General features: G+C 46.6%; 27 protein-coding genes. 20 read left to right on the plus strand and 7 right to left on the minus strand.

Going from position 1 to position 23,899, the window contains the following annotated elements; all coding sequences use genetic code 11:
• Positions 1 to 35 precede the first annotated feature (35 nt).
• Positions 36 to 797, minus strand: a complete 762-nt coding sequence (locus D3P08_RS13640; RefSeq protein WP_119600254.1) for an MBL fold metallo-hydrolase — start codon at positions 795 to 797, stop codon at positions 36 to 38.
• Between the two features lie 202 nt (positions 798 to 999).
• On the opposite strand from D3P08_RS13640, the gene D3P08_RS13645 reads away from it, so the two are divergent.
• Positions 1,000 to 1,599, plus strand: coding sequence for a TetR/AcrR family transcriptional regulator (locus tag D3P08_RS13645; RefSeq protein ID WP_119600255.1), 600 nt, complete (start codon positions 1,000 to 1,002; stop codon positions 1,597 to 1,599).
• Positions 1,600 to 1,680: 81 nt separating this feature from the next.
• Here the strand turns inward: D3P08_RS13645 and D3P08_RS13650 are convergent, their stop codons facing one another.
• A complete protein-coding gene (locus tag D3P08_RS13650; protein ID WP_119600256.1) occupies positions 1,681 to 2,439 on the minus strand; it encodes an SDR family oxidoreductase in 759 nt (252 codons plus the stop codon).
• Between the two features lie 229 nt (positions 2,440 to 2,668).
• Between D3P08_RS13650 and D3P08_RS13655 the strand changes: the two genes are divergently transcribed.
• Positions 2,669 to 3,262 (plus strand): TetR/AcrR family transcriptional regulator, encoded by a 594-nt coding sequence (locus D3P08_RS13655; RefSeq protein ID WP_119600257.1) that lies wholly within the window; start codon positions 2,669 to 2,671, stop codon positions 3,260 to 3,262.
• Between the two features lie 155 nt (positions 3,263 to 3,417).
• Complete coding sequence (locus D3P08_RS13660) at positions 3,418 to 3,585, plus strand: CxxH/CxxC protein (protein WP_119600258.1); 168 nt, start codon at positions 3,418 to 3,420, stop codon at positions 3,583 to 3,585.
• Positions 3,586 to 3,636: 51 nt separating this feature from the next.
• On the opposite strand, the gene D3P08_RS13665 is transcribed toward D3P08_RS13660, so the two are convergent.
• Positions 3,637 to 4,017 carry a DnaJ family domain-containing protein gene (locus D3P08_RS13665; RefSeq protein ID WP_119600259.1) on the minus strand — a complete coding sequence of 127 codons (381 nt, stop codon included), beginning with the start codon at positions 4,015 to 4,017 and terminating at the stop codon, positions 3,637 to 3,639.
• Positions 4,018 to 4,210: 193 nt separating this feature from the next.
• Between D3P08_RS13665 and D3P08_RS13670 the strand changes: the two genes are divergently transcribed.
• The 3 genes from D3P08_RS13670 to D3P08_RS13680 are packed head-to-tail and all read left to right on the plus strand — an operon-like array spanning position 4,211 to position 6,382.
• Entirely contained in the window at positions 4,211 to 5,026 is an 816-nt protein-coding gene (locus D3P08_RS13670; RefSeq protein WP_240647505.1) for a lipoate--protein ligase family protein, read from the plus strand.
• Between the two features lie 56 nt (positions 5,027 to 5,082).
• Positions 5,083 to 5,562, plus strand: a complete 480-nt coding sequence (rlmH, locus tag D3P08_RS13675) for a 23S rRNA (pseudouridine(1915)-N(3))-methyltransferase RlmH (RefSeq protein ID WP_119600260.1) — start codon at positions 5,083 to 5,085, stop codon at positions 5,560 to 5,562.
• Positions 5,563 to 5,617: 55 nt separating this feature from the next.
• Positions 5,618 to 6,382 (plus strand): formylglycine-generating enzyme family protein, encoded by a 765-nt coding sequence (locus D3P08_RS13680; RefSeq protein ID WP_338068722.1) that lies wholly within the window; start codon positions 5,618 to 5,620, stop codon positions 6,380 to 6,382.
• A gap of 441 nt (positions 6,383 to 6,823) precedes the next feature.
• Here D3P08_RS13680 and D3P08_RS13685 read toward each other — a convergent pair whose 3' ends face one another.
• The 3 genes from D3P08_RS13685 to D3P08_RS13695 form a co-directional block, all read right to left on the minus strand.
• Positions 6,824 to 7,717 (minus strand): CPBP family intramembrane glutamic endopeptidase, encoded by an 894-nt coding sequence (locus D3P08_RS13685; RefSeq protein ID WP_206098962.1) that lies wholly within the window; start codon positions 7,715 to 7,717, stop codon positions 6,824 to 6,826.
• 149 nt (positions 7,718 to 7,866) lie between these two features.
• Complete coding sequence (locus D3P08_RS13690; RefSeq protein WP_119600261.1) at positions 7,867 to 8,514, minus strand: response regulator; 648 nt, start codon at positions 8,512 to 8,514, stop codon at positions 7,867 to 7,869.
• Complete coding sequence (locus D3P08_RS13695; RefSeq protein WP_162848473.1) at positions 8,501 to 9,676, minus strand: sensor histidine kinase; 1,176 nt, start codon at positions 9,674 to 9,676, stop codon at positions 8,501 to 8,503. Before D3P08_RS13695 ends, D3P08_RS13690 begins: the two co-directional genes overlap by 14 nt.
• 221 nt (positions 9,677 to 9,897) lie before the next feature.
• Here D3P08_RS13695 and D3P08_RS13700 point away from each other — a divergent pair, with 221 nt between their 5' ends.
• The 14 genes from D3P08_RS13700 (at position 9,898) to D3P08_RS13765 (ending at position 22,496) form a co-directional block, all read left to right on the plus strand.
• On the plus strand, positions 9,898 to 10,869 hold the full coding sequence (locus D3P08_RS13700) for a hypothetical protein (protein ID WP_119600262.1): 972 nt from the start codon (positions 9,898 to 9,900) through the stop codon (positions 10,867 to 10,869).
• Between the two features lie 28 nt (positions 10,870 to 10,897).
• Entirely contained in the window at positions 10,898 to 11,620 is a 723-nt protein-coding gene (locus D3P08_RS13705) for an ABC transporter ATP-binding protein (protein ID WP_162848474.1), read from the plus strand.
• The gene (locus D3P08_RS13710) at positions 11,617 to 12,339 is read left to right on the plus strand and encodes an ABC transporter permease (RefSeq protein ID WP_119600264.1); all 723 of its coding nucleotides are present in this window, start codon (positions 11,617 to 11,619) and stop codon (positions 12,337 to 12,339) included. The genes D3P08_RS13705 and D3P08_RS13710 overlap by 4 nt, the downstream gene beginning before the upstream one ends.
• A gap of 3 nt (positions 12,340 to 12,342) precedes the next feature.
• The gene (locus tag D3P08_RS13715) at positions 12,343 to 13,824 is read left to right on the plus strand and encodes a sensor histidine kinase (RefSeq protein ID WP_119600265.1); all 1,482 of its coding nucleotides are present in this window, start codon (positions 12,343 to 12,345) and stop codon (positions 13,822 to 13,824) included.
• 1 nt (position 13,825) lies between these two features.
• Entirely contained in the window at positions 13,826 to 14,542 is a 717-nt protein-coding gene (locus tag D3P08_RS13720) for a response regulator transcription factor (protein ID WP_119600266.1), read from the plus strand.
• 347 nt (positions 14,543 to 14,889) lie between these two features.
• Positions 14,890 to 15,108, plus strand: a complete 219-nt coding sequence (locus tag D3P08_RS13725; protein ID WP_119600267.1) for an acyl carrier protein — start codon at positions 14,890 to 14,892, stop codon at positions 15,106 to 15,108.
• Positions 15,109 to 15,333: 225 nt separating this feature from the next.
• Entirely contained in the window at positions 15,334 to 16,386 is a 1,053-nt protein-coding gene (locus D3P08_RS13730) for a ketoacyl-ACP synthase III (RefSeq protein WP_119600268.1), read from the plus strand.
• A complete protein-coding gene (locus D3P08_RS13735; protein WP_162848475.1) occupies positions 16,379 to 17,140 on the plus strand; it encodes an SDR family NAD(P)-dependent oxidoreductase in 762 nt (253 codons plus the stop codon). The genes D3P08_RS13730 and D3P08_RS13735 overlap by 8 nt, the downstream gene beginning before the upstream one ends.
• 16 nt (positions 17,141 to 17,156) lie before the next feature.
• Complete coding sequence (locus D3P08_RS13740; protein WP_119600270.1) at positions 17,157 to 17,912, plus strand: SDR family NAD(P)-dependent oxidoreductase; 756 nt, start codon at positions 17,157 to 17,159, stop codon at positions 17,910 to 17,912.
• A gap of 17 nt (positions 17,913 to 17,929) precedes the next feature.
• On the plus strand, positions 17,930 to 19,468 hold the full coding sequence (locus tag D3P08_RS13745) for an amino acid adenylation domain-containing protein (protein ID WP_119600271.1): 1,539 nt from the start codon (positions 17,930 to 17,932) through the stop codon (positions 19,466 to 19,468).
• 198 nt (positions 19,469 to 19,666) lie between these two features.
• Positions 19,667 to 20,563, plus strand: a complete 897-nt coding sequence (locus tag D3P08_RS13750) for a formyltransferase family protein (protein WP_119600272.1) — start codon at positions 19,667 to 19,669, stop codon at positions 20,561 to 20,563.
• Positions 20,547 to 20,777: a phosphopantetheine-binding protein gene (locus tag D3P08_RS13755; protein WP_119600273.1), complete on the plus strand. Its 231-nt coding sequence runs from the start codon at positions 20,547 to 20,549 to the stop codon at positions 20,775 to 20,777. The genes D3P08_RS13750 and D3P08_RS13755 overlap by 17 nt, the downstream gene beginning before the upstream one ends.
• A complete protein-coding gene (locus tag D3P08_RS13760) occupies positions 20,774 to 21,847 on the plus strand; it encodes a 3-oxoacyl-ACP synthase III family protein (RefSeq protein WP_119600274.1) in 1,074 nt (357 codons plus the stop codon). The genes D3P08_RS13755 and D3P08_RS13760 overlap by 4 nt, the downstream gene beginning before the upstream one ends.
• Positions 21,798 to 22,496 carry an MBL fold metallo-hydrolase gene (locus D3P08_RS13765; RefSeq protein ID WP_147381807.1) on the plus strand — a complete coding sequence of 233 codons (699 nt, stop codon included), beginning with the start codon at positions 21,798 to 21,800 and terminating at the stop codon, positions 22,494 to 22,496. Before D3P08_RS13760 ends, D3P08_RS13765 begins: the two co-directional genes overlap by 50 nt.
• A gap of 86 nt (positions 22,497 to 22,582) precedes the next feature.
• Here D3P08_RS13765 and D3P08_RS13770 read toward each other — a convergent pair whose 3' ends face one another.
• On the minus strand, positions 22,583 to 23,707 hold the full coding sequence (locus D3P08_RS13770) for a hypothetical protein (protein ID WP_119600276.1): 1,125 nt from the start codon (positions 23,705 to 23,707) through the stop codon (positions 22,583 to 22,585).
• Positions 23,708 to 23,899 lie beyond the last annotated feature (192 nt).

The following is a 23,899-nucleotide window of genomic DNA, read 5'->3' on the forward strand; positions in this document are numbered from 1 at the left end:
AGGCGCTGCTCCCGGCTTTTTTGTATCGCGATAAATTACTGAAAATGAATCGTCTCCCCATCCTCCGGAATGAACACGGACTCGGACAGCTGATGAGCTTGAACGTATTGCGACAGATCTTTTCGCGTGAGCGTGCAGTGGCTGATGGCGTCCAGATGGACGGCAACCATTTTGGTGGAAGGCGAGATTCGATGAATGCGGCGAATATCCTCGGGCGTCATCGTAATAATCGAGCCAAGCAGCAATTGTGCTCTGGGCGTATTCAGAATGCAAACTTGGGGCTTGTAGTGTTGGAAAACCTGCCGTATGGGCTCGGTTAATAGGCAGTCGCCTGCGATATATAGCGAGCCGTCATCAGGCGTGCTTAGTATAAAGCCGGATACAGGACCCAGCAGCTTCGCAACGATTCCTTTGGCATGTTGCCCGCTGATTCTCCGGAAATCGATTCCGCTCCATTGCTTTGTTTCCTCAATGGGATGGATGTGCAGGAAGCCGTAGGATGCGATCTTCTTCTGATCGGCGGGCTGGCAAAACACGGGGATGTCTTTGCGCAGCAGCTCTTTTGCCGTCTTATCAAAGTGGTCAAAATGCAGGTGAGTAATGAGAATCGCATCAATGCGGTCGAAAACATCCATCGCGACAGGCAGCGGCACAATCGGGTTTCGGCGTAAGGTTCTAGTAAAGGGAACCGGAGGCAGCCCTTCCTTTTCGCTCAGCATAGGGTCAACAAGGATGGTTTTGCCGTTTAACGTAATCAAGGAAGTCGCATTGCGGATGTGTTGAATCGTCAGGGTCATGGGCAGCATCTCCGTTATCTATAATGGGATTGTCTTAAAATAAGACCGACCGGTCTGTCTTTTAAGTTAACAGATATCCGCCGGCTATGCAACCTATTTTTGGCAGAGTATTTAAGGGATAGAGCTCTTCATGCTTGTCATCCTTATGCGCCTATGCTATTTTAAGACCAATCGGTATTTTTTTTGAATGGGGGTTCGGGGCGTGCGGAAAGGTCAAATTACTAAAGAAAGTATCATACGCGAGTCCGCGGTTTTATTTAATACAAAGGGTTATAACGGCGCTTCGTTGTCCGATATTATGGAGAAATGCGGGATACGCAAAGGCGGAATTTACAACCATTTCGGGAACAAGGATGAAATCGCGATCGCGGCGTTCGACTATTCGTTCTCGCAAATCGTGAAGTTTTTATCGGATGAGCTGGGGAATGCTTCGAACGCGAGAGAGAAGCTGCTTGCCGTGTGCCAGGTCTATATCGATTTGATCGAAAAGGATACGATTGCGGGAGGTTGTCCGCTGCTGAATACGGCCGTCGACAGCGATGATGGACATCCTGCTCTGAAGGAGCGGGCTCAGCAGGCGATGGGTTATTTTCTGGATGCGTTAAACAAGATTATTCTCGAAGGCGTGGACAGACAGGAGTTGAGAAAGGATATCTCCGTGGAGGAAGCGAGCACGTCTATTGTGGCCCTCATCGAAGGGGGCGTTATGCTCAGCAAGCTGTTCGGGGATAGCAAGTATATTAGGAGCTGCGTCAATCATGTGATGCAGTTTGTAGAGGATCGGTTGACCGTCAAGCCATAACGGTATGACGAATAAAAAAGAGCGAAACGGCACGTCTTGCAAAAACGAGCCGTCGCGCTCTTCCAAGTTAATGGCCGGCGATTAATAAGCGGTCCAGCCGGCGTCCGCCGTAATAACGGTACCGTTCACGAAGCTGGAATCGTCCGAAGCAAGGAACAGCGCCACTTTCGCGATCTCAGCAGGCTCGCCCGTGCGCGGGTTCAAGTTGATGCCGGACATAGCGCGTTCAGCGCCGAACGGATTCGGAGCCGTCATCGAAGCGGCAATATTCGTTGCCACGCCGCCTGGCGCAATCGCGTTGCAGCGGATGCCTGTTTTCGCGTATTGGTAGCCGACGTTTTTCGTGAGGCCGACAACGGCATGCTTAGCCGCCGTGTAGGCTGCGCCCGCTCTGGAGCCGAACAGACCGCCGGCGGATGCGACGTTGACGATTACGCCGCTTTGCTTCTCCAGGAAGATCGGAATCGCTTTGCGGATGGTGCGCATTGGGCCTGTAGTATTTACCGCAAAGACACGGTCCCACACCTCGTCCGTCAGGTCGCCTGCAGGGACGAAGTTGTCCATGATGCCCGCGTTGTTAATGAGGATGTCGAGCGTGCCGTACTCTTTCACTGCTGTATCGATCAGGTTTTGCACGTCGTCTTCTCTTGCCACGTTCGCTGCGACGGCAAGAGCCGTACCGCCTTTGGACGAGATTTCTTCCACAACCTTGCCTGCGGACTCCACGTTCAGGTCGGAGACGACAACCTTAGCGCCTTCCGCCGCGAATAGAAGCGCGATTTCTTTGCCCATGCCGGATGCCGCGCCTGTTACGACTGCTACTTTGCCTGCTAATTTCATGTTTGTTCCTCCTCATTCATTCGTGATTCGTGTTCGCTAAAAGAAGTTGGGATTATGAGAGGTATATAAGATGTTCAACAGTTGTACAATAGAGTACATCTGTTAATAAAATTATAATAGAATAGAAGAAAACGAAACAATATATAAAACGTTTTCAAATGTGCGATAACGGACAACTTGGGATGAGTTGTTGAATATTTTTTTGTGGAAAATAAGGGGGATCGAGCCTATGGTGAAGTCGGTGACGGACCGCCGCGTCCTGCGCAGCAAGCAGGCACTCAAAGAAGCGTTGTTATCGCTCATGGCGCGCAAAAGCTTTTCGTCTATTTCGATCACGGAAATCGTGGAGCTGGCGAACTATAACCGGGGGACATTTTATACCCATTACGAGAACAAGGAAGCGCTGCTGGATGATGTGCTGGGGGAGCTGATCGACGAGCTGATCGCGGCGTTCCGCGCGCCTTATGACAAGGTGGAGCTGTTCCGGGTCGATGAGATGTCGGCGAATTCGGTTAAGATCTTCGAGCATATCTACAGCCGAAAAGAGATTTACAGCGTGCTGTTCCACAGCGACGTGCTGCCGATGGTGAAGGAGAAGATGTTCGCCGCGATCAAGCGGATATCGATTGAGGATCTGGAGCATGCGCCTCAAGGCAAGCTCAATCCCGAGCTGATGCACGCGTATTCGATGCACGCGCTGATGGGGCTTGTTTTTTATTGGATTGAAGGCGGGTTCCAATATCCGCCGGAGTATATGCAGGAGCAGCTGGTGGAGATCCTGCATTATCGGCCTACGGCGGCACGGACGCATTTGAAGAAATAAGGGATGCGGCTTGTTGAAAGCAGATGGTTCGGGGAAGACTGAGGAGTGGAGCTTGCTTGGAGAAGAGAGCTTCACAGAAGCGGACAAGTTCTGCTATGCTGTTGGATAGGATACTTAGCCATCATACTAACTGAAGAATAGGAAGCGAATGTTGTATGTATTGTGTATGCAAACCGTGTATTGAATTTGCTTTGGAACGTTTCGTGGACGAATATGAAGACGCGCCGGACGTGGTCGATCTGAAGGAGACGCAGTTCGCGAACTGGGATCCGCCTCGGAAATGCGATTTCTGTGAAGATAAGGCGGCTTATTTGGTGGTTTAGCCGCAGGTGAGAGAAGGAACAACGGGGGGCCCGCGTTGTTCCTTTTGCTTTTTAGTCCATTCCCGTCAGCTTGTCGTGAATCTTATGCTCGTAATCGGCGAAGGCGGCAGACGCCGTCCATCCGCGATCGGACATGAGGGTCTGATAGCGGAGCTTCTTGGCCGACAGCTCTCGCTGAAGCTTCTGCCGTTCGTTATCGTTATGGCAAGCGGCAATGAGGTCGCCGAGCGTGATCATCTCTTTGCGAAGCTGCATTTCCTCTGGGAGCGCTCCGGCGTTTTTCAACAGCTTGTAGCTGAGACGAAGCTCCTCGGGAACGCCGGCCATATCATCGGGCGGCAGCGGCTTGCCTTTGCCGGGCAAATTATCGAATTCGCCCTTACGTTCGGCTTCGCGAATGCGTTCCTCCGCAATCATGCGTAAAATGTCCATCGGTTATCAGCTCCTTTGGCAACATTTTATCACATCAAGGGGTTGTTTTATGCGGGTGGCATTCATTGTAACAAGTACAATTTTTTACGTGATGAGAAGAGGACTGGGCGAGCCGTCTGACCGAATGGCGCATTTTGAATTTTTTGTTATACTGACACTACATAATCGTTTTCGGGGAGAGAAGGTGACCGCAATGAGCCAATTGCCGCAAAATATGATGATTCTGGACCGGATGAATGAGCTGGGATTATCCGATCCGCTATACGCCTTTGCGTTGGACGAGCTGCTATGTCGCAGGGCGGGACAGGGCGGACCTCCGGTTTGCCATATTTGGCGGTATCCGCAGGCCTTCGTGCTGGGCTCGCAGGATGTACGGCTGCCATACGCGCGGGAGGCGATGGACTGGCTGGAGTCGAACGGCTGGCCTGTCGTGGTGAGAAACTCAGGAGGAGCGGCCGTTCCGCTGGATGGCGGCGTGGTCAACCTGTCGCTTATATGGCCTAGCTCCAGTGAGGGGCATGCGGGTTATCGCTACGACTTCGAGACGATGTTCGGGTTGATTCGGGAAGCGCTGCTCGGCACGGGACGGATCGTGGAGAAGGGGCTAGTTGAGGGCGCATATTGCCCCGGCGACTATGACCTGAGCATAGAAGGCCGTAAGTTTTGCGGCATCGCGCAGAGGCGGCAGGTGAACGCTACGATTATTCAGGCTTTTGTTGTGGCGGAGGGTTCAGGGAGCGCACGCGCTGAATTCGTTCGCGCTTTTTACGACATCGCCTCTGGAGGGGATGATTCGCTGGGGCATCCTATTGTGGTGGGGAGCAGTACGGCCAGCTTGGAGGAGCTTGCGGGACTTGGGCCGATGGCGGCGTTTTCTTTTGCAGGTGCAATTAAGGATATCATTAGCGGGGGCTTAGGCGGGGCTGCGTTGGTTGATGCGTTGCATCTCCCGGAGCGGGATGAGGTTGAGGCAATTGTTGCTTCGATACGCGCTCGTTACTTAAAGTGAGTTATGTGCAGGCAAGGAATGGACATTACATAATAGATGATGGCGGTGCTGATGAAATGCATATACAGATTGTTGCGGTAGGCAAGCTGAAAGAAGATTATTTGGTCAAAGGAATCGCGGAGTATGCGAAGCGACTGGGTCCGTACATTAAGCTGACGATCAGCGAAGTCCCGGACGAGAAAGCGCCGGAACAGCTGAGCGCCAGCGAGGAAGCGCAGGTGAAGCAGCGCGAGGGCGAACGTATCCTGGCACAGATTAAGCCGGACACGTACATCATCGCCGCAGCTATACAGGGCGAGTTGATGACGTCGGAGAAGCTGGCGAGCCATATTGAGGATCTGGCTACTTACGGACGGAGCCAGATCGCATTTGTTATTGGTGGGAGCCTGGGGTTGTCCGATGAGGTGTTGAAGCGGGCTCATTTGAAAATTTCGTTCGGGCGGTTTACCTATCCGCATCAGCTGCTGCGGTTGGTTCTTGTGGAGCAGGTTTATAGAGTGGTGAAGATTATGCGGGGGGAACCGTATCACAAATAGTGGGGAAGCGGAAAATAGAATTGAATGTTGAAGTAGGCAGGGGGTTGCTTTGGTATTGAAAAAATACGAAGCCAACAGAGAGCATTTGCAAAAAGAAGTAATGAATATGATGATACTAATCCAAGGTGGAACTGTTGAGTTGCGTGATTATATTAACACGAACAAATGGCTTAGTTCTAATTATAGGTTATCAGACCCTGGAAGAGGAACGGATAGGAAGGTTATTACATGGACTGAAACGATAGAATCTTTCTACGTAATGAAGTATCCGGTAACACAGCATTTATATCATTTTGCCATGTACGAGGAAGTTCTGGAATCTAATACAAGTAACCTACCCGTTACGGAAGTTTCATGGCTAGATTCGCTTGTCTTTTGTAATAAGCTGTCCAGAATACTTGGCAGGGATGAATGCTACACCATCAGTAACGAAAGTGAGAATACGATATATGACAAAACAGCGAATGGCTTTCGATTACTAACAGATGCTGAATGGCAGTATGCGTGTAAAGCGGGAACAAAGGGATATCGGTATGAAAGTATTGAGAAGATTGCATGGTATAAAGAGAACTCCAGTGGATCAGCTCAACCAGTCGGAAAACTGCTTTCTAATCCATGGGGGCTTTATGACATGGTGGGGAATGTATGGGAATGGTGCTGGGATCTATATGATGCGGAACGATACGGGGATTATAGAGTTTTTCGGGGAGGCAGTTGGGCTGAAGTTGAAAACAACTGCGGTTCTACGATTAGAAGAAAGAGCATGCCGAACCTTAAGATAGACGACCTTGGCTTTAGAATTGCGTGCGGAAGGCAATAAGAAGTTGCAAAAGCCTAGGATACTCGCTTTACCATTAATGTCACGGTGAACCGTATCACAAGTAACGGCAAGTTTTTTCTGAAAAACGCGCAGCAGGCTTGGAAAGGTGCTTTGCCGGGCTTGGGTATGGAATGGGTCACGCTTGGCTGCAAAGCCGGTACAGACAGGTTTCTGCGGGCTTTTTGGCGTTACAAAATAGTGCGGTTTCTGGAGGGAAGTGTCGGGTCGAACGCAAGTTCAATGCCAGAGACTTTACGCCTGTTCTTCATGTGGATTTACTTGACCACAGCCTGAAGGAACGTCTTCTGCGTTTTATCCAAAAACAAAAAACTGGCACAAGTATGTGCCAGTTATGCGTGTGCCCAAGTGCAAAGATGAATATCTCTAAAAAAGACACGGATACATACTATCCTATAAAAAATAAACAAATGAAAGCTTTATTTACTTCGATACGGGAAGGTTCCGGGCCTCAACCCTTCGATACCGCGCAGCTCCAATTAGCATAGGAATGGAGATCAGAAGACTGGCCACGACCGGAACAATGGAACCCTCAAGTCCAAAATCGCCCCCTGTGAGAAGTGCTGCACCGTTTAGCTCTACAGTAAATAGACCGGCTGCTGAGTGCCCGGAAACAGGAAAGCCAAGCAAGCCCTCAATGGCATTCCAAGCAAAATGCAGTCCCATGGCAAACCACAAGTTCCGCCGCCACAAGAAGGCGGCTCCGAGCAGAACACCTGCTTCTAGGGCTATGGCGAACGCGCTCCATAACGTTGCCCCTGTATTTCCAAGATGGGCAACTCCAAAGAATAAAGAGGTCACAGCGAGTGCGAGCGGTTTCCCCCCCAATCGATCAATAGCTTGAAACATAAGCCCACGAAAGATAAGCTCCTCGACAATGGCCGCTCCCAAAGCTGCTTCAATGGAGAGTATTAAAACAGAACCCGCATTCGCAGAACTTGCCCACTGAAAGGAGTAACCTCCCAGCGCCATAATAATTAAGACGGACCCTGCGATAAAGATTGTCCCGGTAAGCATGCCAAGGACAGCTTCAATTCCTGCGCGTTGTCTGGCTATCTCTGGAGTGGAACGCCGGGCCAGGTATGTCAGCGTGAACTTATAAACCATAATGGCCAGCAACCCCATCACTAGCGTAAGGGCAAGGGATATCAGTCCATCTACTCGTTCTGTCAGCTGCCGGAATAACGTATCTATGAGAACAATACCGATAGCTCCCACAAGCATCCAGACGATTGGAAAACGCCAAAATGGACCCCGAGCACTTAACTTCCTGCCATTCTGCAGCAGCTCTTTATTTTCAGATGTTTTTCTCTTCATGTCTTATATTGCCTCCTCAGTTGCTTGATGCTATGAGTATAGGCTGAAAAAGTCATAACGAGACAGTGCCCTTTTGTCATCATTTATTCGATGGCTACATTCGAAAAAAGCCGGCAACTCTATAGAGTTACCAGCTTTTTGGGATCGGCTTATGGATGGTCCAAAATTCCCGAATCTCGGGCTTTACGGGCGGCCTCCCGCCTTCCTTTCACATTCAGCTTTGAATAGATCGTTGAGATATAATTTTTAACCGTCCCCTCGCTAAGATACAGCGCCTCGGCAATGTCTTGATTACGCAGGCCGGAAGCCAGCTTATGCAGCACTTCTATTTCACGGGGAGTGAGCCCGAATTCATTATGTTTCGCAGGGGTGGTATTGTTGATGCTCTTGATCATTTTGCTCGCCATTTCCTGTGTGATTAAAGTCCCTCCCGCCTGAACCACTCGTATGCCTGCAGCCAGTTCTTTGGGATGAAGGGCTTTGAGCAGATAACCTTCTGCCCCACAGCTCAACGCCGCTAATACATATTCAACCTCCTTATAGGAGGTCAGCATGATGATTTTGATTGCAGGTAATCGCTCTTTAATCAAGGCCGTTGCGGAGACGCCGTCCATGACGGGCATATTAATATCCATCAACACAATATCCGGCAAAAACTGCTCGCAGCCCTTCAGTGCCTCCTCGCCATTCTTGGCTAAACCGACAATTTCCAAATCTTTTTCCATGGACAGCACGATATGTAAGCTTTCGAGAATCAATTCTTGATCATCGGCAATCAGCACCTTAATTTTCTCCATGCGGCATCACTCCTTTCAGCGGGATCTCGCATCGGACTTCGGTCATTGCTGGGGTTCCCTCCCCAGACAATAGCTGAAGGCGACCACTGAGCCGCTCGACCCGCTGTTTCATCGTGGTCAAGCCGAAGCCGTAATTCAGCTTGTCGATCGGGTTCCCGTTATTTCGAACGGACAATTGCAGATCGCTTTCGGAAAATTGAAGCTCCAGATGAAGCTGAGATGCCTTTCCATGCTTTAGTGCGTTTGTAAGGGATTCCTGGATGACCCGAAGGACCGCTTGCCGAACTTCAAAACGTATGTTGCGTTCTGTCTCCGGCAGACTCAAAGTCAGGGGCGTACCCGTGTGTTCCCGGAAACGGACCGCAAGGGATTCAACCTGCTTGATCAGACTTGATTCCTCTTCTTCTCCCATCTCGTGAACGATGTTTCTCATTTCGTCCAGATTGTTCTCAGCCAATGTTCTTAAGCGAATTAACCGATCTTTGGCCTCGGCAGGCTTGCTATCCATAAGGGCAATAGAGGCATCAAGGCTCAGAATAAGTGAGATAAAGGAATGTCCCAGTGTATCATGAAGCTCCCTCGACATGCGGTTGCGCTCTTCAAGCAAAGTCATTTTCTCGACTTCGGCCGAGTAGTGAGTTAACAGTTTATTTTGACGTTCCACTTCGGCCGCCAGTGTATTCTTCTGAATATACGCCTTTGCGACAAAGCTTGCCCACATACCAATGAAGCAGAACAGCAGATTGTCTGTTCCGATACTCAGGGCTTGCTCCCAAGATAATCTGAGGTAAGACTGAAAGGAAAATGGAATGAAAACAACGACGGGGGTGATCCAAAGGGTTTGCTTAGTCAATGAGTACCCCATTGTAAGACTCGGCAGCAAATAGTCCGCTTTTGAAGTCAGTTCCGGATCAATCACAGAATGCACGTAATAAGAACCGCCAAGTAATAGCTCCAGTATGCAAAACCAGACTTTGTTCCTCCGGCGCCCAGGAAACCAGAACAGCAAAGGGACGACAAAAGCTATGCTCAGCCAGATTACGTCTAATAACGTTCCGATCGAAAACTCACTTACCGCCAGTGCCTGGGACAACAGCAAAATATAATGGTACAAACGAAGAGCGAATATACCCCAATCCATGAACGATAATATTTTTTTCATATCATCATTTTACAGGAAATCTATAAACTTGGAACCTCCATTCCAGCCAGTAAAATAGAACTCGGCATAGACAGTAGCGAAGGCGGCAAAGGTTACGAAATGGCCTCATTTCCGATTTTAGAAAAATTTTCGAATTGCTTTCGAGGGACTTTAGACTCCTCCTTTAGACTAAGGTTGTAGGCAAGAAAGAGACCATACAACCTTAAAGGAGAGAATGAAAAATGAAAAAGAAAAACAAATTCATCATGATCGGCGCGGCGGTGGGTGCCATGACTCTATTTACGGCGACGGCTTTCGCGTATAGTCCGAATACAGCAGGCTACGATGCGTTCAAGGCGGTGTTGAAAGCGAACCATGCGTCAGAGGCCGCCATCGAGAGCGCGACGGTGGGCGGAAACTTCAGCGTTACGGTTGACGGCCAGACGGTGCTGAAGGCGGACGGCTCGGCGAAGATGGGGGAAGCGGGCGGCGAGCACAACGTCAGCGGCGACCTCGACTTTACGCTCATGGGCGTTGAACGACAAGCCAGCCTGTACAGCAGTGGCGATGATGAGGTTTATCTCGTAGACCGGACGCATGATCTGCATTATCAGGTGATCAACTTGGACGATGAGCATGCCGGCGAACACCGCAATTGGTCTGAAGAGGAAGACTCCCAGGATCGCCCGATGAACAAAGCGGAAGAAGCGCTTCTTGATTTCATGGTCGGTGACCTAAAGGACAACTTCAGTGTGGCGAACCAAGCGGACGGCTCGAAGACGATTACGGTCGACATCAGCAAGGAGGACATTCCGCTACCGCTGCGTTTACTGATGGACGCGGCATCAGCTGAGGACAAGGTAGGACGCGCGCATGCGCCGGAAGCCCATGCGGGGTGGGAGCAGATTAAACAGCTTCCTTTCTTCCAAGGACTTGAGGGGATTGACCTGGAAGCGCAATTGCCGGAGTTGACGGAAGACGTTGCCATTGAACATGTAAGGCTGCAAATGACAGTCGATGCGAATAACGTGGTACAAGGTGTGAAAGGCGAGCTTGAAGTAAGCGGCAAGGATGAGGCAGGCGTCACCCACCGAGTGGAATTGGAAGGCGCAGGCAACATTAGCGGCATCAATGCCACGACGCCGGATGCGTATGACCCTGCCGGCAAGTCCGTGGAAATGATCGACGCGGCAAATTTCGACGACCGCAGCTAACACAATTGACCTCGGGAGGACCATGCGTATGTTCGAAGTAAACGATCTGACGAAGGTCTACCCCGGCGGTCGCGGCATTCAAGGGCTGAACCTCACCGTGCAAACCGGTGAGGTTGTCGCCTTACTGGGGCCGAACGGCGCCGGGAAGACGACGGCGCTGCAGGCGATGGCCGGCTGGCTCGGGACAGACCGCGGGGAAGCATGCTGGAACGGCGCATCGGTCGCCGACCGGCCCGAGCTGACAAGGCCGTACATGGGCCTGATGATCGGAGAGCCGTCCCCGTACCTTTATCTCACGGGATATGACTATCTGAGATGTTACCATAAGCTATACCCGGGCGTTGACGAAGCGCGCATCCGGCAGACGCTGGAGCTCGTGGGCATGACGCAACATCAAGACCTGAAAATCAAGAAATACTCCACCGGCATGAAGCAGCGGATCGAGCTGGCCAGCGTGCTGCTCCATCGACCGAAATTGCTGCTGCTCGATGAGCCATTCTCGGGCATGGACATCGAGGGCAGGCGGGAGATCGCGACGATGCTGCGCGGACTTGTGGAGGGCACGGGGATGAGCGTCATTGTGTCGTCTCATCAGGTACACGACATTGAGGACTGGATCACGCATGCTTGCATCGTTTACGAGGGGCGGCATGTCCATACGGCGGGCATCGCGCAGATCCGGGAGTCGTATTCAGGCGTGGAGGAGTATTATTTGCATCATCTCGCACAGGAAAGGAGCGAGGCCGTATGATCGCGCAGATGAATTATCTCGCAGCAGAGGAGCTGCGCAAGCTGTTCCGTGGAAGCAAGCTGAAGGTCCTGCTGCTTCTCTCCTTCATCATTGGCGTCCTCTTCGTTTTTATCGGCGACCGTCTTGGACTGGATGACAACCTATCGCTGACGGCAATCGAGCTGCTGCTCGCGGTCTTGCTCCCTTTTCTCATGGTGGCGCTCGGCAGTGACCTTATGATCGGCGAGTGCAAGGGGACAATCAAGCATGCGCTGAAGCTGCCGATCAGCCGGGAGTTTCTCTTCATGGGGAAATTGTTCGCGGGGTGGGCGGCTGGTGCTCTGATCGTACTGTGTATGTTCGTGCCGACATTCATTGGAGACCTAATTCTTCACGGCTTGCCTGCGGCGTCCTCGCTAGGAGCGAGTATTGCGGGGCTTGGCGGCGCGATCCTGTTCAGCGGCTTGCTGCTCGTATTGGCGAACAGCGTGTCCCTATGGGTGGGAAGCAGCGGTGTTGGGCTGGTAGTGAGCGTCGTGCTGTGGATGGCAATGAGCGTTGTCGGATTTCTCGAGCCGCAGCTGAATCGATTTTTCGTCACGGACTACGCGGATTGGCTGCAGCCGCTCCTGTACGGGGAGGATGCCAGTATGACCGTTTCATCGTTGCTATTTATGACGGCCTACTATATCATTGGCACTATATTGGGCTTGCTAGCCTTCCAAAGGAAAGAGTTATGACGTATGTCCATTCGATTGAAACTCATTTTAACGTATTTATTTAGCACTATACTGACGGCGATTATTATTGCGATGACCGGAATCGGACTCGTCACGGCGATCCTCTCGTATCTCGCAAGCGGTATCGTGAAGGATCAGTCCCCGCATGAAGCGTTCTCCCGCGGCATCGATCTGTTCGTGGACCTGCGCTATGCGGAGAGGTACACGCCGGAGGAGTTGACGTCTCCGACGTTTGCAGCCTCCATTGGAGATCGGCTGCAGCCGTTCGGGGGCTTCCTTGTCGTCCGGCAAGGCGAGCGCTGGGAAAGCTATGGCGCGCTTAGCGAAGGGGAAGCGTTCCTGAGGCAGCTGCGGCAGGATGTGTCCGCGGCTAGGCTAGACGAAGATGACGTGTTCGTCACGAGTGCGTGGAAGGGACGAGACTTGCTTTCGCTGGCATACGATTTCCCTGAGATTGACGATCCGTTAACGTATTATCTGGTCGCCGATATGACGGCTGCCGAGTCCAAGACGAATCGATTCGAGCAATTCGTGCTGCTCGGGATCGCGATTCTAGTCGGTATCATTCTTATCCCGCTGCTCTGGATCACGACAAAGGATATCGTAAGGCCGCTGCGACAGCTCGAACAGGGCTCCCGGCGCATTGCCGAAGGCGACTTGAACTTCCGTCTGGAATCCAAGGTGCGCAACGAAGTGGGAAGCGTCATCCGCTCGTATGAGAAGATGCGCAGCGAACTGCAGCGATCAATCGACACTCAGCTAGCGCTGGAGGAGAACCGCAAGGAGCTGATCTCGAATATTTCGCATGATTTGAAAACGCCGCTTACTTCCATTAAGGGTTATGTGGAGGGGATTCGGGTAGGCATCGCGGACGATCCGGAGAAGCTGAAGAAGTACATCGACGTGATCTATGCGAAGGCACTCGATATGGACCGGATGATCGACGATCTGTTCTTATTGTCGAAGCTGGATCTTGAACAGGAGCGTTTCCACATGGAGAAGGTGCCGCTGGAGTCGTTCTATCGGCAGACGATGAGTGAGCTTCAAATGGAGTGCGAGAGCGTGGGCGTGCAACTGACGAGCGAATATGAGGCAGGGCAAGATGATGTTGTGACGATGGATGTCCAGAAGATGAGGCGCGTTATGCTGAACCTCGTTGGCAATTCGGTGAAATTCATGGATAAGAAGGAGCCCCATATCCACGTTTATTTCGGGCGGCAATCGGACGATTGGGTATTCGCGGTTACGGACAACGGACCCGGGATGGGACCGAACGAGCTGGAGCGGATCTTCGATCGATTCTATCGTGCGGATGTGAACCGGAATCAGAACGTGGCCGGCTCCGGGTTAGGTCTTGCCATTGTGAAGCAGATTATCGCGAATCATGGCGGAACGATCCATGCGAGAAGCGAACCCGGGCAGTCCATGACGGTGATGATTAGCATTCCGATGAAACGGGATAGCAATGAAGCGGGGAGAGCGTGAGATGTCGAAGCGGAAAGTATTAATCGTAGAGGACGATCAAGCGATCGCCGAGCTGGAGAGGGACTTTCTTGAGGTGCACGGCTACGAGGTGACCCTTCGGGCAGACGGCCGGAAAGCGCTCGAGGAGGCGCTGGAGGAAGAATACGATCTGATCATTCTGGACGTCATGCTGCCGGGCATGGACGGCTTTGATCTATTGCGACGGATCCGGGAGACCAAGTTTATTCCGGTGCTCATGGTATCCGCCCGCAAGGAGGATATCGACAAGATCCGAGGCCTCGGCTTAGGAGCGGACGATTATGTGACGAAGCCGTTCAGCCCAACGGAGCTCGTGGCGCGGGTAAAGGCGCATCTCGAACGATATGACCGGTTGACCGGTGTCGCGGCAGGCACCGGCCACTTGCATGCCCAGAAATCGCGTGAGCTGAACATTCGCGAACTCACGATCCAGATCGATGCAAGACGGGTGACGCTGCGCGGGGCGGAGGTTACGATGACGGCAAAAGAATTCGATCTGCTGCTATTCCTCGCGGAAAACCCAGATCGGGTATATTCCAAGGAGGCGCTGCTGGATAGGGTCTGGGGGATCGATAATTATGGCGATACCGCCACGGTCACGGTTCATGTAGGGAAGATCCGGGACAAGATCCAGAAGGACCCGTCGGGGCATCAGTTTATCGAGACTGTATGGGGAGCGGGATATCGCTTTAAGGTGTAATGCGAAAGTAGTCGCCGTAATTCGCGGGGACTTTTTTTCGCCATTGCGATAAAATTCGCCGTAAGAGTGATACGGAGAACCGTACCATAAGTGAAAGCTATTTTTGAGGAACAATCACAGTAGAAAAGTTGGGTTTGTGTATATCTAAGAGACACGATAACTAATTATGCTCTGTGGTGCAACCAATCGGCATTAGCGTATTAAATGATATTCAAACCAGTTCAGCTAAGTATAATCTTTTTGCTAAATTTGCCGATATTAAGATTATAGATTTTTGTGTTCGATTATCGTATAGTTTAACCGTCACTGTATAGTACAATGAACCGAAGCCAAGGGGGATTTTTTAAATGGATTTACAAACAAAATTAAACTTATTAGAGGATATGCTAGATCTTGATCAGGGTTCATTAGAGGTAACGACAGAGCTTGAAACATTGGCAGATTGGGATTCTGTTGCCGCGATATCTTTAATTGCTCTAGTTGATGAACACTTTGATAAGATAATTACTGGAGCAATGATTAAAGAGTTTAAAACGGTACAGGATATCATAGAGATTATGGAATAATGTTTCAATTCGGAATTGGAATGCGGTAACGTTTGCATAATGAGCATTCCGTTTCAACATTGAATGGATGTATGGGTTTTCCAGAATGGTGCTCTTATTTTTGAGTAATGTTGTTGAAGAAACATCATTGCAGCAAAGAATTGGAGCACTTTTCATATTATTAAAGAAATATTTTTCGTAACTAAAAATATTAATCAGGTTGTTAATTTAAAGGAGTAGAGTCTAGTGGCAAATGCTGTTTTTAATAATATATATATTGGCGGCATTGCGTGTGCTGTGCCTGAAAAGGTTGAGAAAATTACCGATTATATAGATGAGTTAGGGGAAGATGAAATAAATAAGTTTATCGATACAACCGGAGTCAGAGAACGTCGTGTTGTAACGGGCAACCAGACCACTTCGGATATGTGCTTTGTCGCAGCGGAACAGTTAATGAAAGAGAAACAAATTGATAAGGATAGTATCGATGCAATAATATTTCTTACACAGTCTGCGGATTATATCCAACCTGCGACATCACATGTCATTCATAAAAGACTTGGATTATCAAAGAATTGTATAGCGTTTGATATTAATTTAGGCTGCTCGGGGTATGTATATGGAATGTATTTAGCTTCTACCATGTTGCAAGGTGGAAGTTTTAGGAAAATATTGTTTCTTGCAGGAGAGATGGCAGTTGAAAATCCGGAAACCTCCATCAAAGATGTAATCCTTTTTGGACATGCTGGAACAGCTACGCTTATTGAACGTGGAAACACGGAAATGAAATGCTTGCTAAAAGCTAATGGAGAAGGCTACAGTTCGTTAATCATACCGGGTGGAGGCATGAGAAAGCCGATTACGAGTAGCACAAACTTTTATAAAGATACGGCCTATCACATGGATGGGGCAGAAGTATTTGGATTTACCATTACTGAAATACCAAGAGCTTTTAAAGAGTTTTTCGATCTGTACGGCGGGAATATTGATAATTATGATTATTGCGTATTCCATCAGGCAAATTTATTGATTCTTAAACAACTTGCAAGAAAAATAAAAGTACCTCTAGAAAAAATGCCAATCTCCTTGGATAGATATGCTAACACAAGCAGCGCATCTATACCATTAGGGATTGTTGATTTATGTGAGAGAGAACAAGTGCCGGAGACACTTAATCTCATTACTTCCGGATTTGGCGTTGGACTATCGTGGGGAGTAGTAAGCTTCGAAGTGGAGTCTAAGAATGTTCTGCCTATGATATATACCAGTGATTATTACAAGGAGGCATTCCGTGGATAATCAGGGTACCTTTAATCCATTAGATTTATCGAACAGAAAAGTTTTGGTCACAGGAGCATCTTCCGGGATCGGACGGGCAACCGCCATATATTTATCAAAATTAGGGGCCAAATTAGTCATTACGGGAAGAAACCAACAGCGATTGAATGAAACCATGCGGCAATTAAGCGGGAGCGGTCACCTACAGATCATTGCCGATTTATCGGAAGTGGAAGAAATGAGTTCCATCTTTGATGAAGCAACGAAAGATGGAGTTAAGCTAAACGGTTTGGTTCATTGTGCAGGTATTGCTAAAGTGATACCGTTAAATGGGCTAAGCAAATCAAAGATGCTTGAGGAAATGAATATAAATTACTTTACGTTCATTGAACTTGTCCGTCAATACTCGAAGAGGAAATACAGTGATGCGGGAAGTATTGTAGGCATATCCTCAATTGCAGCGGATAAAGCTGAACAATGCCAAACAAATTATGCCGCATCCAAGGCGGCTATGGATATAGCCGCTCAATCGTTATCCATTGAGTTGGCCAAAAAGGCAATTAGAATCAATACGATATTACCCGGTGTGATTCGTACAGAAATGGTCGAAGGTGCTGAAGATGCCGGCATTGATCTGAATCAATTAAATAGAATACAATTATTGGGAATGGGTGAGGCTGATGATGTCGCTAGTGCATGTGCATTTCTAATCAGCGATATGTCAAGACTCATTACCGGACGACGGCTATTTGTTGATGGTGGTAGGTTCCAGTAAAAAATTGAGGTGTAGGATGGATTCTGGAAAGTTACTTAATGGAAAAGTGTGCCTCGTTACAGGGACAAGTAAAGGTTTAGGTAAGGCTACCATCGAGGCTTTTGCAAAAGCAGGAGCAATTGTATATGCCAATGATATTGAAAGTGGCTCTATAGACGAACTTACGAAACAATTGTCTAACGACTATCAAACTAAATTGTTTCCATTATATTTTGATGTCGCCGATGCACAAAAATGTAAGGAAGCTATTCTGCGTATCAAAAGGGAACAGGGCAGGCTAGATGTACTAGTCAATAACGCTGGTATCATGAAGGATGCACTGATAGGGACGGTTACTAGACCACTAATCGACAGAACCTTTGATGTCAATGTGTTTGCAACAATGGAATTACTGCAATTAGCGGCAAAACTGATGATGCGAAGTGGTGGAGGAAGCATTATTAATATGACCTCTATCGTTGGCATAACAGGAAACTCTGGGCAACTTGTTTATTCCGCTACCAAAGGGGCAATTATTTCGCTTACAAAAACGGCTGCTAAAGAGCTTGCGGCCAAAAATATTCGAGTGAATGCAGTAGCGCCTGGTATGATTGACACGGAGATGATGCGCTCCATCGGGGAAAAACATCTAGCGGTTCATCTTTCCAATATTCCTCTGGGCAGATTGGGGAGACCGGAGGAGATTGCACATGCTTGTGTTTTCTTGGCTTCCGATATGGCTTCTTATATTACGGGGCATATCCTTTCGGTGGATGGTTGTGTGTTAGTCTAAGGAAAGGAGTTAAAATCTTGCGCACCAACTTACTGGACTACTTAAAGGTTACGTCCGATAAAGTACCTAATAAAACTGCGGTGATAGATGGGGAACGAAATATTTCGTTTCGAACTTTAACCGATCAAGCAAAAAAAATGGGCTGTATCATAAACCGAAAAATATCTGGAACCATTCGCAAACCGATTGCTGTATTTTTGGACAAGCGGTTCGAATTGATTATGTCAGATATCGCAATTATGTATTGCGGAAATGCTTATATGAACTTGGACACTAAATCCCCGATTCAAAGAATAAGAAATATTATTGAGTTAATTGAACCGGAACTCATTATAACCAACCATCAACACATAGCTAAGTTAGAAAAGGTCTTGCCAAGCGAGAAAATACTAAATATCGATTTGATTGATTTTGACAATGAAATTTACTCACAAGATGTGCTTGATCATATATTGAATAGTGTTATTGATACTGATCCGCTGTGTATTATTAATACTTCCGGATCAACGGGTGTTCCAAAAGGTGTTGTTTTAAATCATCGAAGCTTTATAGACTTTACGGAATGGTCGATCAATACGACGGGGATTGATGATAATGAGGTCATTGGGAGCTTATCTCCCAGTGTTTTTGATATATACAGCTTTGAACTATGCATGTTAATGGCGCTTGGAAGTACGATCGTTATCCTACCTGATGGACTGGCAGCATTCCCCACACGTATATTACAATTACTGCAAGATCATCATGTAACGTTTATTTTCTGGGTACCGACGATCATGGTCAACATTGCAAACCTGGATTTATTGTCCAGAATACAGTTACCTGCCTTACGATCCATTTGGTTTGCCGGGGAGGTATTTCCTACTAAACAATTTAATTATTGGCGGAAGTTTTTAAACCAGAGTAAGTTTATTAATTTGTACGGACCAATCGAAATTACACTAGATTGTACGTATTTTATTGTAGATAGGGAATTATCCGATGATGAACCGATCCCTATTGGAGTTGCTTGTAAGAATACTGATGTGTTTATTCTTAATGATCAAGATAAGCTATGCGGCGTGAATGAGGAAGGAGAATTATGTGTTAGGGGCTCATCTTTAGCTATGGGATACTACAATAATCCGGAGAAAACAGCTGCTGCTTTTGTTCAAAATCCGTTAAATCGTTCATATCCTGAAATCATCTATCGGACTGGTGACATCGTACTCGAAAATGATAGAGGGGAACTGATATTCAAGGGTCGTAAGGACAGCATTATAAAGCATTCCGGATATCGTATTGAGCTCGGTGAAATTGAGCATGTTATAATAAATACATTAAAAATAGTGGAAAATGGATGTGCTGTATATAACCACGAAAAGAAAGAAATTATTTTTTACTATGAATCCAATGAGGAATTTCAAGCAGCTGAGTTTAAAAAACGTGTTGGAGAAATGTTGCCGAAGTATATGATACCGTCTGTTTATTACAAAATGGATCAATTGCCCCGGAATACAAATGGAAAAATTGATAGACTTAAACTGAGGGAAAGCTTGAGTGAATTGATAAAATAGTGTAAACGGCTTTTGCCCCACTATTGAACGAGGCCAGTCCATTTTCTTACCACGTCCACCGTGGCAAGATTGAGCATCTTCAACATGGGAAGATGCTTTTTCTTATGGGAACTATGCGGAGCAGGAATTGTGCTTCAGACGGTCTTGAGTATCACCTGACGCTAGGAAAATAATAATTAGAGATTCAGGAGCATATTCATGAGTTATAAATTTGAACAAGTCATCATAGTTGGGTCGGGTTCACTCGCATCGAAGTGCATTATGCATATGCTCCAACTTGGTCTTCCGAACCCAATATTAATTTATGAAACAAATACTACAACGATATCGACATTGGGAAACTTAGCAAAGTATCAAGACATTCATTATATCAATGTTCCAAAAGAAAAGATCATTCAAGATTTAGTTGCCATTAGGAAGAGGACAGTTATCTTTTTACTCGGGTGTAATTATATTATTCCGAGGATAGTGGTTCAAAATGAGTACCTAACAATTATTAATTATCATAATTCGCTACTTCCCAAACACCCAGGAAGGAATGCAGAAGCATGGGCTATCTATGAACAAGACAGCATGACTGGGGTCACATGGCATTATGTTGAAGAGAGAATTGATTCAGGGGATATCATTTTTCAAAAGGAAATTCAATTAGATGATTCATTTTCTTCGTTTTCACTCTTAAGATTACAAAACCAGTTAGCCTTCGATACATTTAAAATATTTATAAATGATTTGTTATTTGGAGAAGTCAAAACCTATAAACAAAATGAGGATTTGAGGGGAAGGCTGCATTTATCCACTGATATACCAAATGGCGGTTTTTTGGATACGACCTGGGATATTTTTAAGATCAAAGCTTTTTTAAGGGCTATGGACTATGGCGCTCTTCGAAGAATGGGACAACCCAAAGTAATAATTAATCAGGGTATATATACGTGGGACAAAACGGTGTTCTTGAATCATGATGAAATTAGAGATGAGTCAACAGTCAATGTTGAGGAAAACTATCTTTTAATAAGTAGAGATGGTGAAACTATTAAACTGTTGGGCTTACATCAGATATTGGAGGAATCGGAAGATGGAGAAAATCTATAGACTGTTAGAAGAGTTGCATTCTGAATATGATTTTGCTGCCAACGATGGTGTCATTGAAGAGGGAGTTTTGGATTCCTTCGATATCATTTCTTTGGTGACTATGATTGAAGAGGAATATGATGTTATTATCGATGCGCTAGACATTGTTCCTGAAAATTTCAACAGCGTTGAATCAATAGCTAATGTAATTCGAAAAAGTGGGGGAGTGATATGAAAACCATTTTTCGAGGTAAGAAAATAACAGGTATGTTGGGTGTGCTTCCACAAACCGAAGTAAAGTTTGAAAATGAGGTGCATAATTATAATTTTCCGGAACAGCAGACCCTGCGATTAAAAAAAATCATGGGGTATGAAAAACATCGGATAGTGAAGGAGACTACAGCAAGCTCTGATTTCTGTGTCTTTGGCTTAAAATATATGTTAGAAAATAATCTTGTGGAAAAAGATGAAATTGGAGGCATTATAGTCGTCACAACGACACCCGATTATCTTCTCCCTCATGTAAGCAACGTCATCCATGGTGAATGTGGCTTGGCGAATAACGTAATCTGCATCGATACCAATCAGGGCTGCGCTGCATTCTTGCATGGATTGATGCAGGCCTTTATGTTGTTGGAGCATGTGGGTGATAAAAAGGTTATTCTCTTTACGGTAGATACGCTAAGCAAAAAAGTATCGGTAAAGGACAGAAATAGTTATCCATTAATAGGTGATGCGGCAGGGATTATTGTTGTAGAGAATGACCCGAATGCGAAGGATATACATTATATTATGTATAATGACGGAAGTCGCAGAGAAGCATTGATTATTCCTGCTGGAGGGTCACGATTGGCAAGTTCTGAAGAAACGGCTATCCTTAGGGATCTAGACAATGATGGGAATCTACGTAGTCTAGACAATTTAAAGATGAAAGGTTCTGAAGTTTTTACTTTTGTGCAGGCAGAGGTCCCGGCCTTAGTCGATGAAACACTACATTTTGCTGGGCAACGAAAAGAAGATATCGATTGGTTTTTATTTCACCAGCCAAATAAGTTTATGCTGAAAAAACTGGCGGATAAATTAGAAATCCCTTATGAGAAGACTCCTATGAATATTGTTGAGAATTTTGGGAATCCAAGCGGTGCATCCATCCCTATAAACATCGTGCATAATTTGGGGAAAGCCGTCGTGGACAACACCTATCAGTGTTGTTTGTCTGCATTCGGATCCGGTTTAACCTGGGGAGCCATGACGATTGAGCTTGGGGGAATGGATTTTTGTGAAATGCTTATTTCAGATTACTGATTGCGAAACGTACAGTTACGCTTTTGCTCCTGTAGACTCCAGAATGTATGTCGTTATATCCAATGATAAGGCACTTATTATTGATCCTTGCGTGGATGCCGATGCACTGCAATTGTTGAAGAAAAACAATATCGCGGATATCATTGTGCTGCTCACTCATGAGCATTATGACCACATATCAGGGATTAACTGGTTAAGAGAAAATATCGGATGCAGGGTAATAGCCATAGATCAATGCGCACAAAATTTACCGGACTCTAAACGCAACTTTTCATCTCATTTTGATGCAATCGTGCCCTTTTTCTCACCCGAGCCCAAAATAGAAAATACGAAAATCCAGCCTTATAGCTGCAATGCTGATGAAACATTCAGTGACTATAAGTGTTTTGATTGGGAAAATCACAAAATAGAAATCTTTCATTCGCCGGGCCACTCTGATGGAAGTGTATGTATCTTAATAGACGATATCTTCGTATTTTCCGGGGACAGCCTTATTAAAGGGAAGCAGACCATTACAAGGTTACCTGGTGGAAGCAAGAAAAAATTTGCGGATATCACATTGCCTTTTTTGAGATCCTTACCTAAGGCTTCTGTTATTTTTCCCGGACATGGGCCTGCAGGCTACTTACATGAATTCTCAATGGAATAGCTAGTATGTCAGGTACGATAAAATAATGAAACCCAGTACCGTGCGGATACTGGGTTTGTTGTGTTTAGCCTAATTAGGTCCTTAGCCTAATTAGGTCTATCCTGGTCGGAGTCACCTTTTGTAAAGTAGATATTGTTATTTAATAGATTCATTTTTCTTACTTTCTTTCCGTAAAAAGATAAGCATGCATTCAGGTTAACAACGGATAAATCCACAGGCTGGAATCTGGATGGCAAGACAATCTTATCATCATCCGAAGTAAACTCTCTTTTAAAGCCAACCGATTCTAGTCCAAAATTAAACATATCCGTCGTGCAATAAAAATCGGCGAAAAGAACAGCCTCTTTCGTTCCGATTTCCACGATTTTGTTCGCCAATGCGATGGAAGCATCCTGATTCTTGGAAATAAACTCAACGATACGCAAAATTTTCGCGGTGCCATTGACGATGCTTTCAACTCTCGCGACCAATAATCCTTCATAGTTCCCAGCTTGATCTTGGGCAGTATACACCAAGTAGTTAAAAGTCGGATGGTTTATATATCTCCAATTCAAGAATGCAAAGCTGCGCGAAATACTGATCGTCTTAGGGGCAATATGTGTGTAGTAAAAGCTATTCCATTTCTCTTCTGCCAACTCCTGCCGAACTGCCTTGTCACCATATTGCGGTACCATGCGCACCTTACCATAATTCCTTAAGTAATGATCATTGCCTTCAAGCAACATTTCGGTTGTTTTTTCCTTATCAAAAATGCCGACCATCCGGTCTAGTTTATTTATAGGTTGCGTTATAATATCTTTTGAAATAGTAGCTGGTGAAACACGCATTGAAAATGTACTCAGACCTATTCCAAAATTGCAAAAGAAAGGATACAGGTCAAAGGGTTTTGCATACAGTAATAAGCCCGCCATTGAGCTCCGATATTCTTCTAATACGATAGAATTGGTTACGTTACAAGCTGCCTCCATCTGGCCGTTTAAGTTAAACTCAAAAAGCATAAGGCCGCCAAGCCCTACGATTTTTCCATCCTCCCAAATACCGATAGCACCGTAGTTTTCTTTCCCAATATACTTTTCATGATGAGGGGTATTATAAAACATGAAGTCGGCTAGAGCCTTATCCCGACTTAAAATGTGGCCCTTCTTCCATATTTCATCTATCGCTTTCATATATAGATCAGTTTCATCTCTTCTGAAGAGCCGTATTTCCATAGTCAAACTACATCCCCTTAGCATCGTTTTAAACCTAAAAGTGAATCAGATGTTCTTTGTTTAAACTCATTATCGACAAATGATAGGAATAACTTAATACACAGTTCCAGCCGATTTTCACGGTTAAACTCCACGATGAAAATCTACAACCTGGCGCGGTTGTGGATTTTTTTGCTCTATATATATTTGAGT

This window comes from Paenibacillus nanensis (assembly GCF_003583765.1).
GTDB classification, from domain to species: domain Bacteria; phylum Bacillota; class Bacilli; order Paenibacillales; family Paenibacillaceae; genus Pristimantibacillus; species Pristimantibacillus nanensis.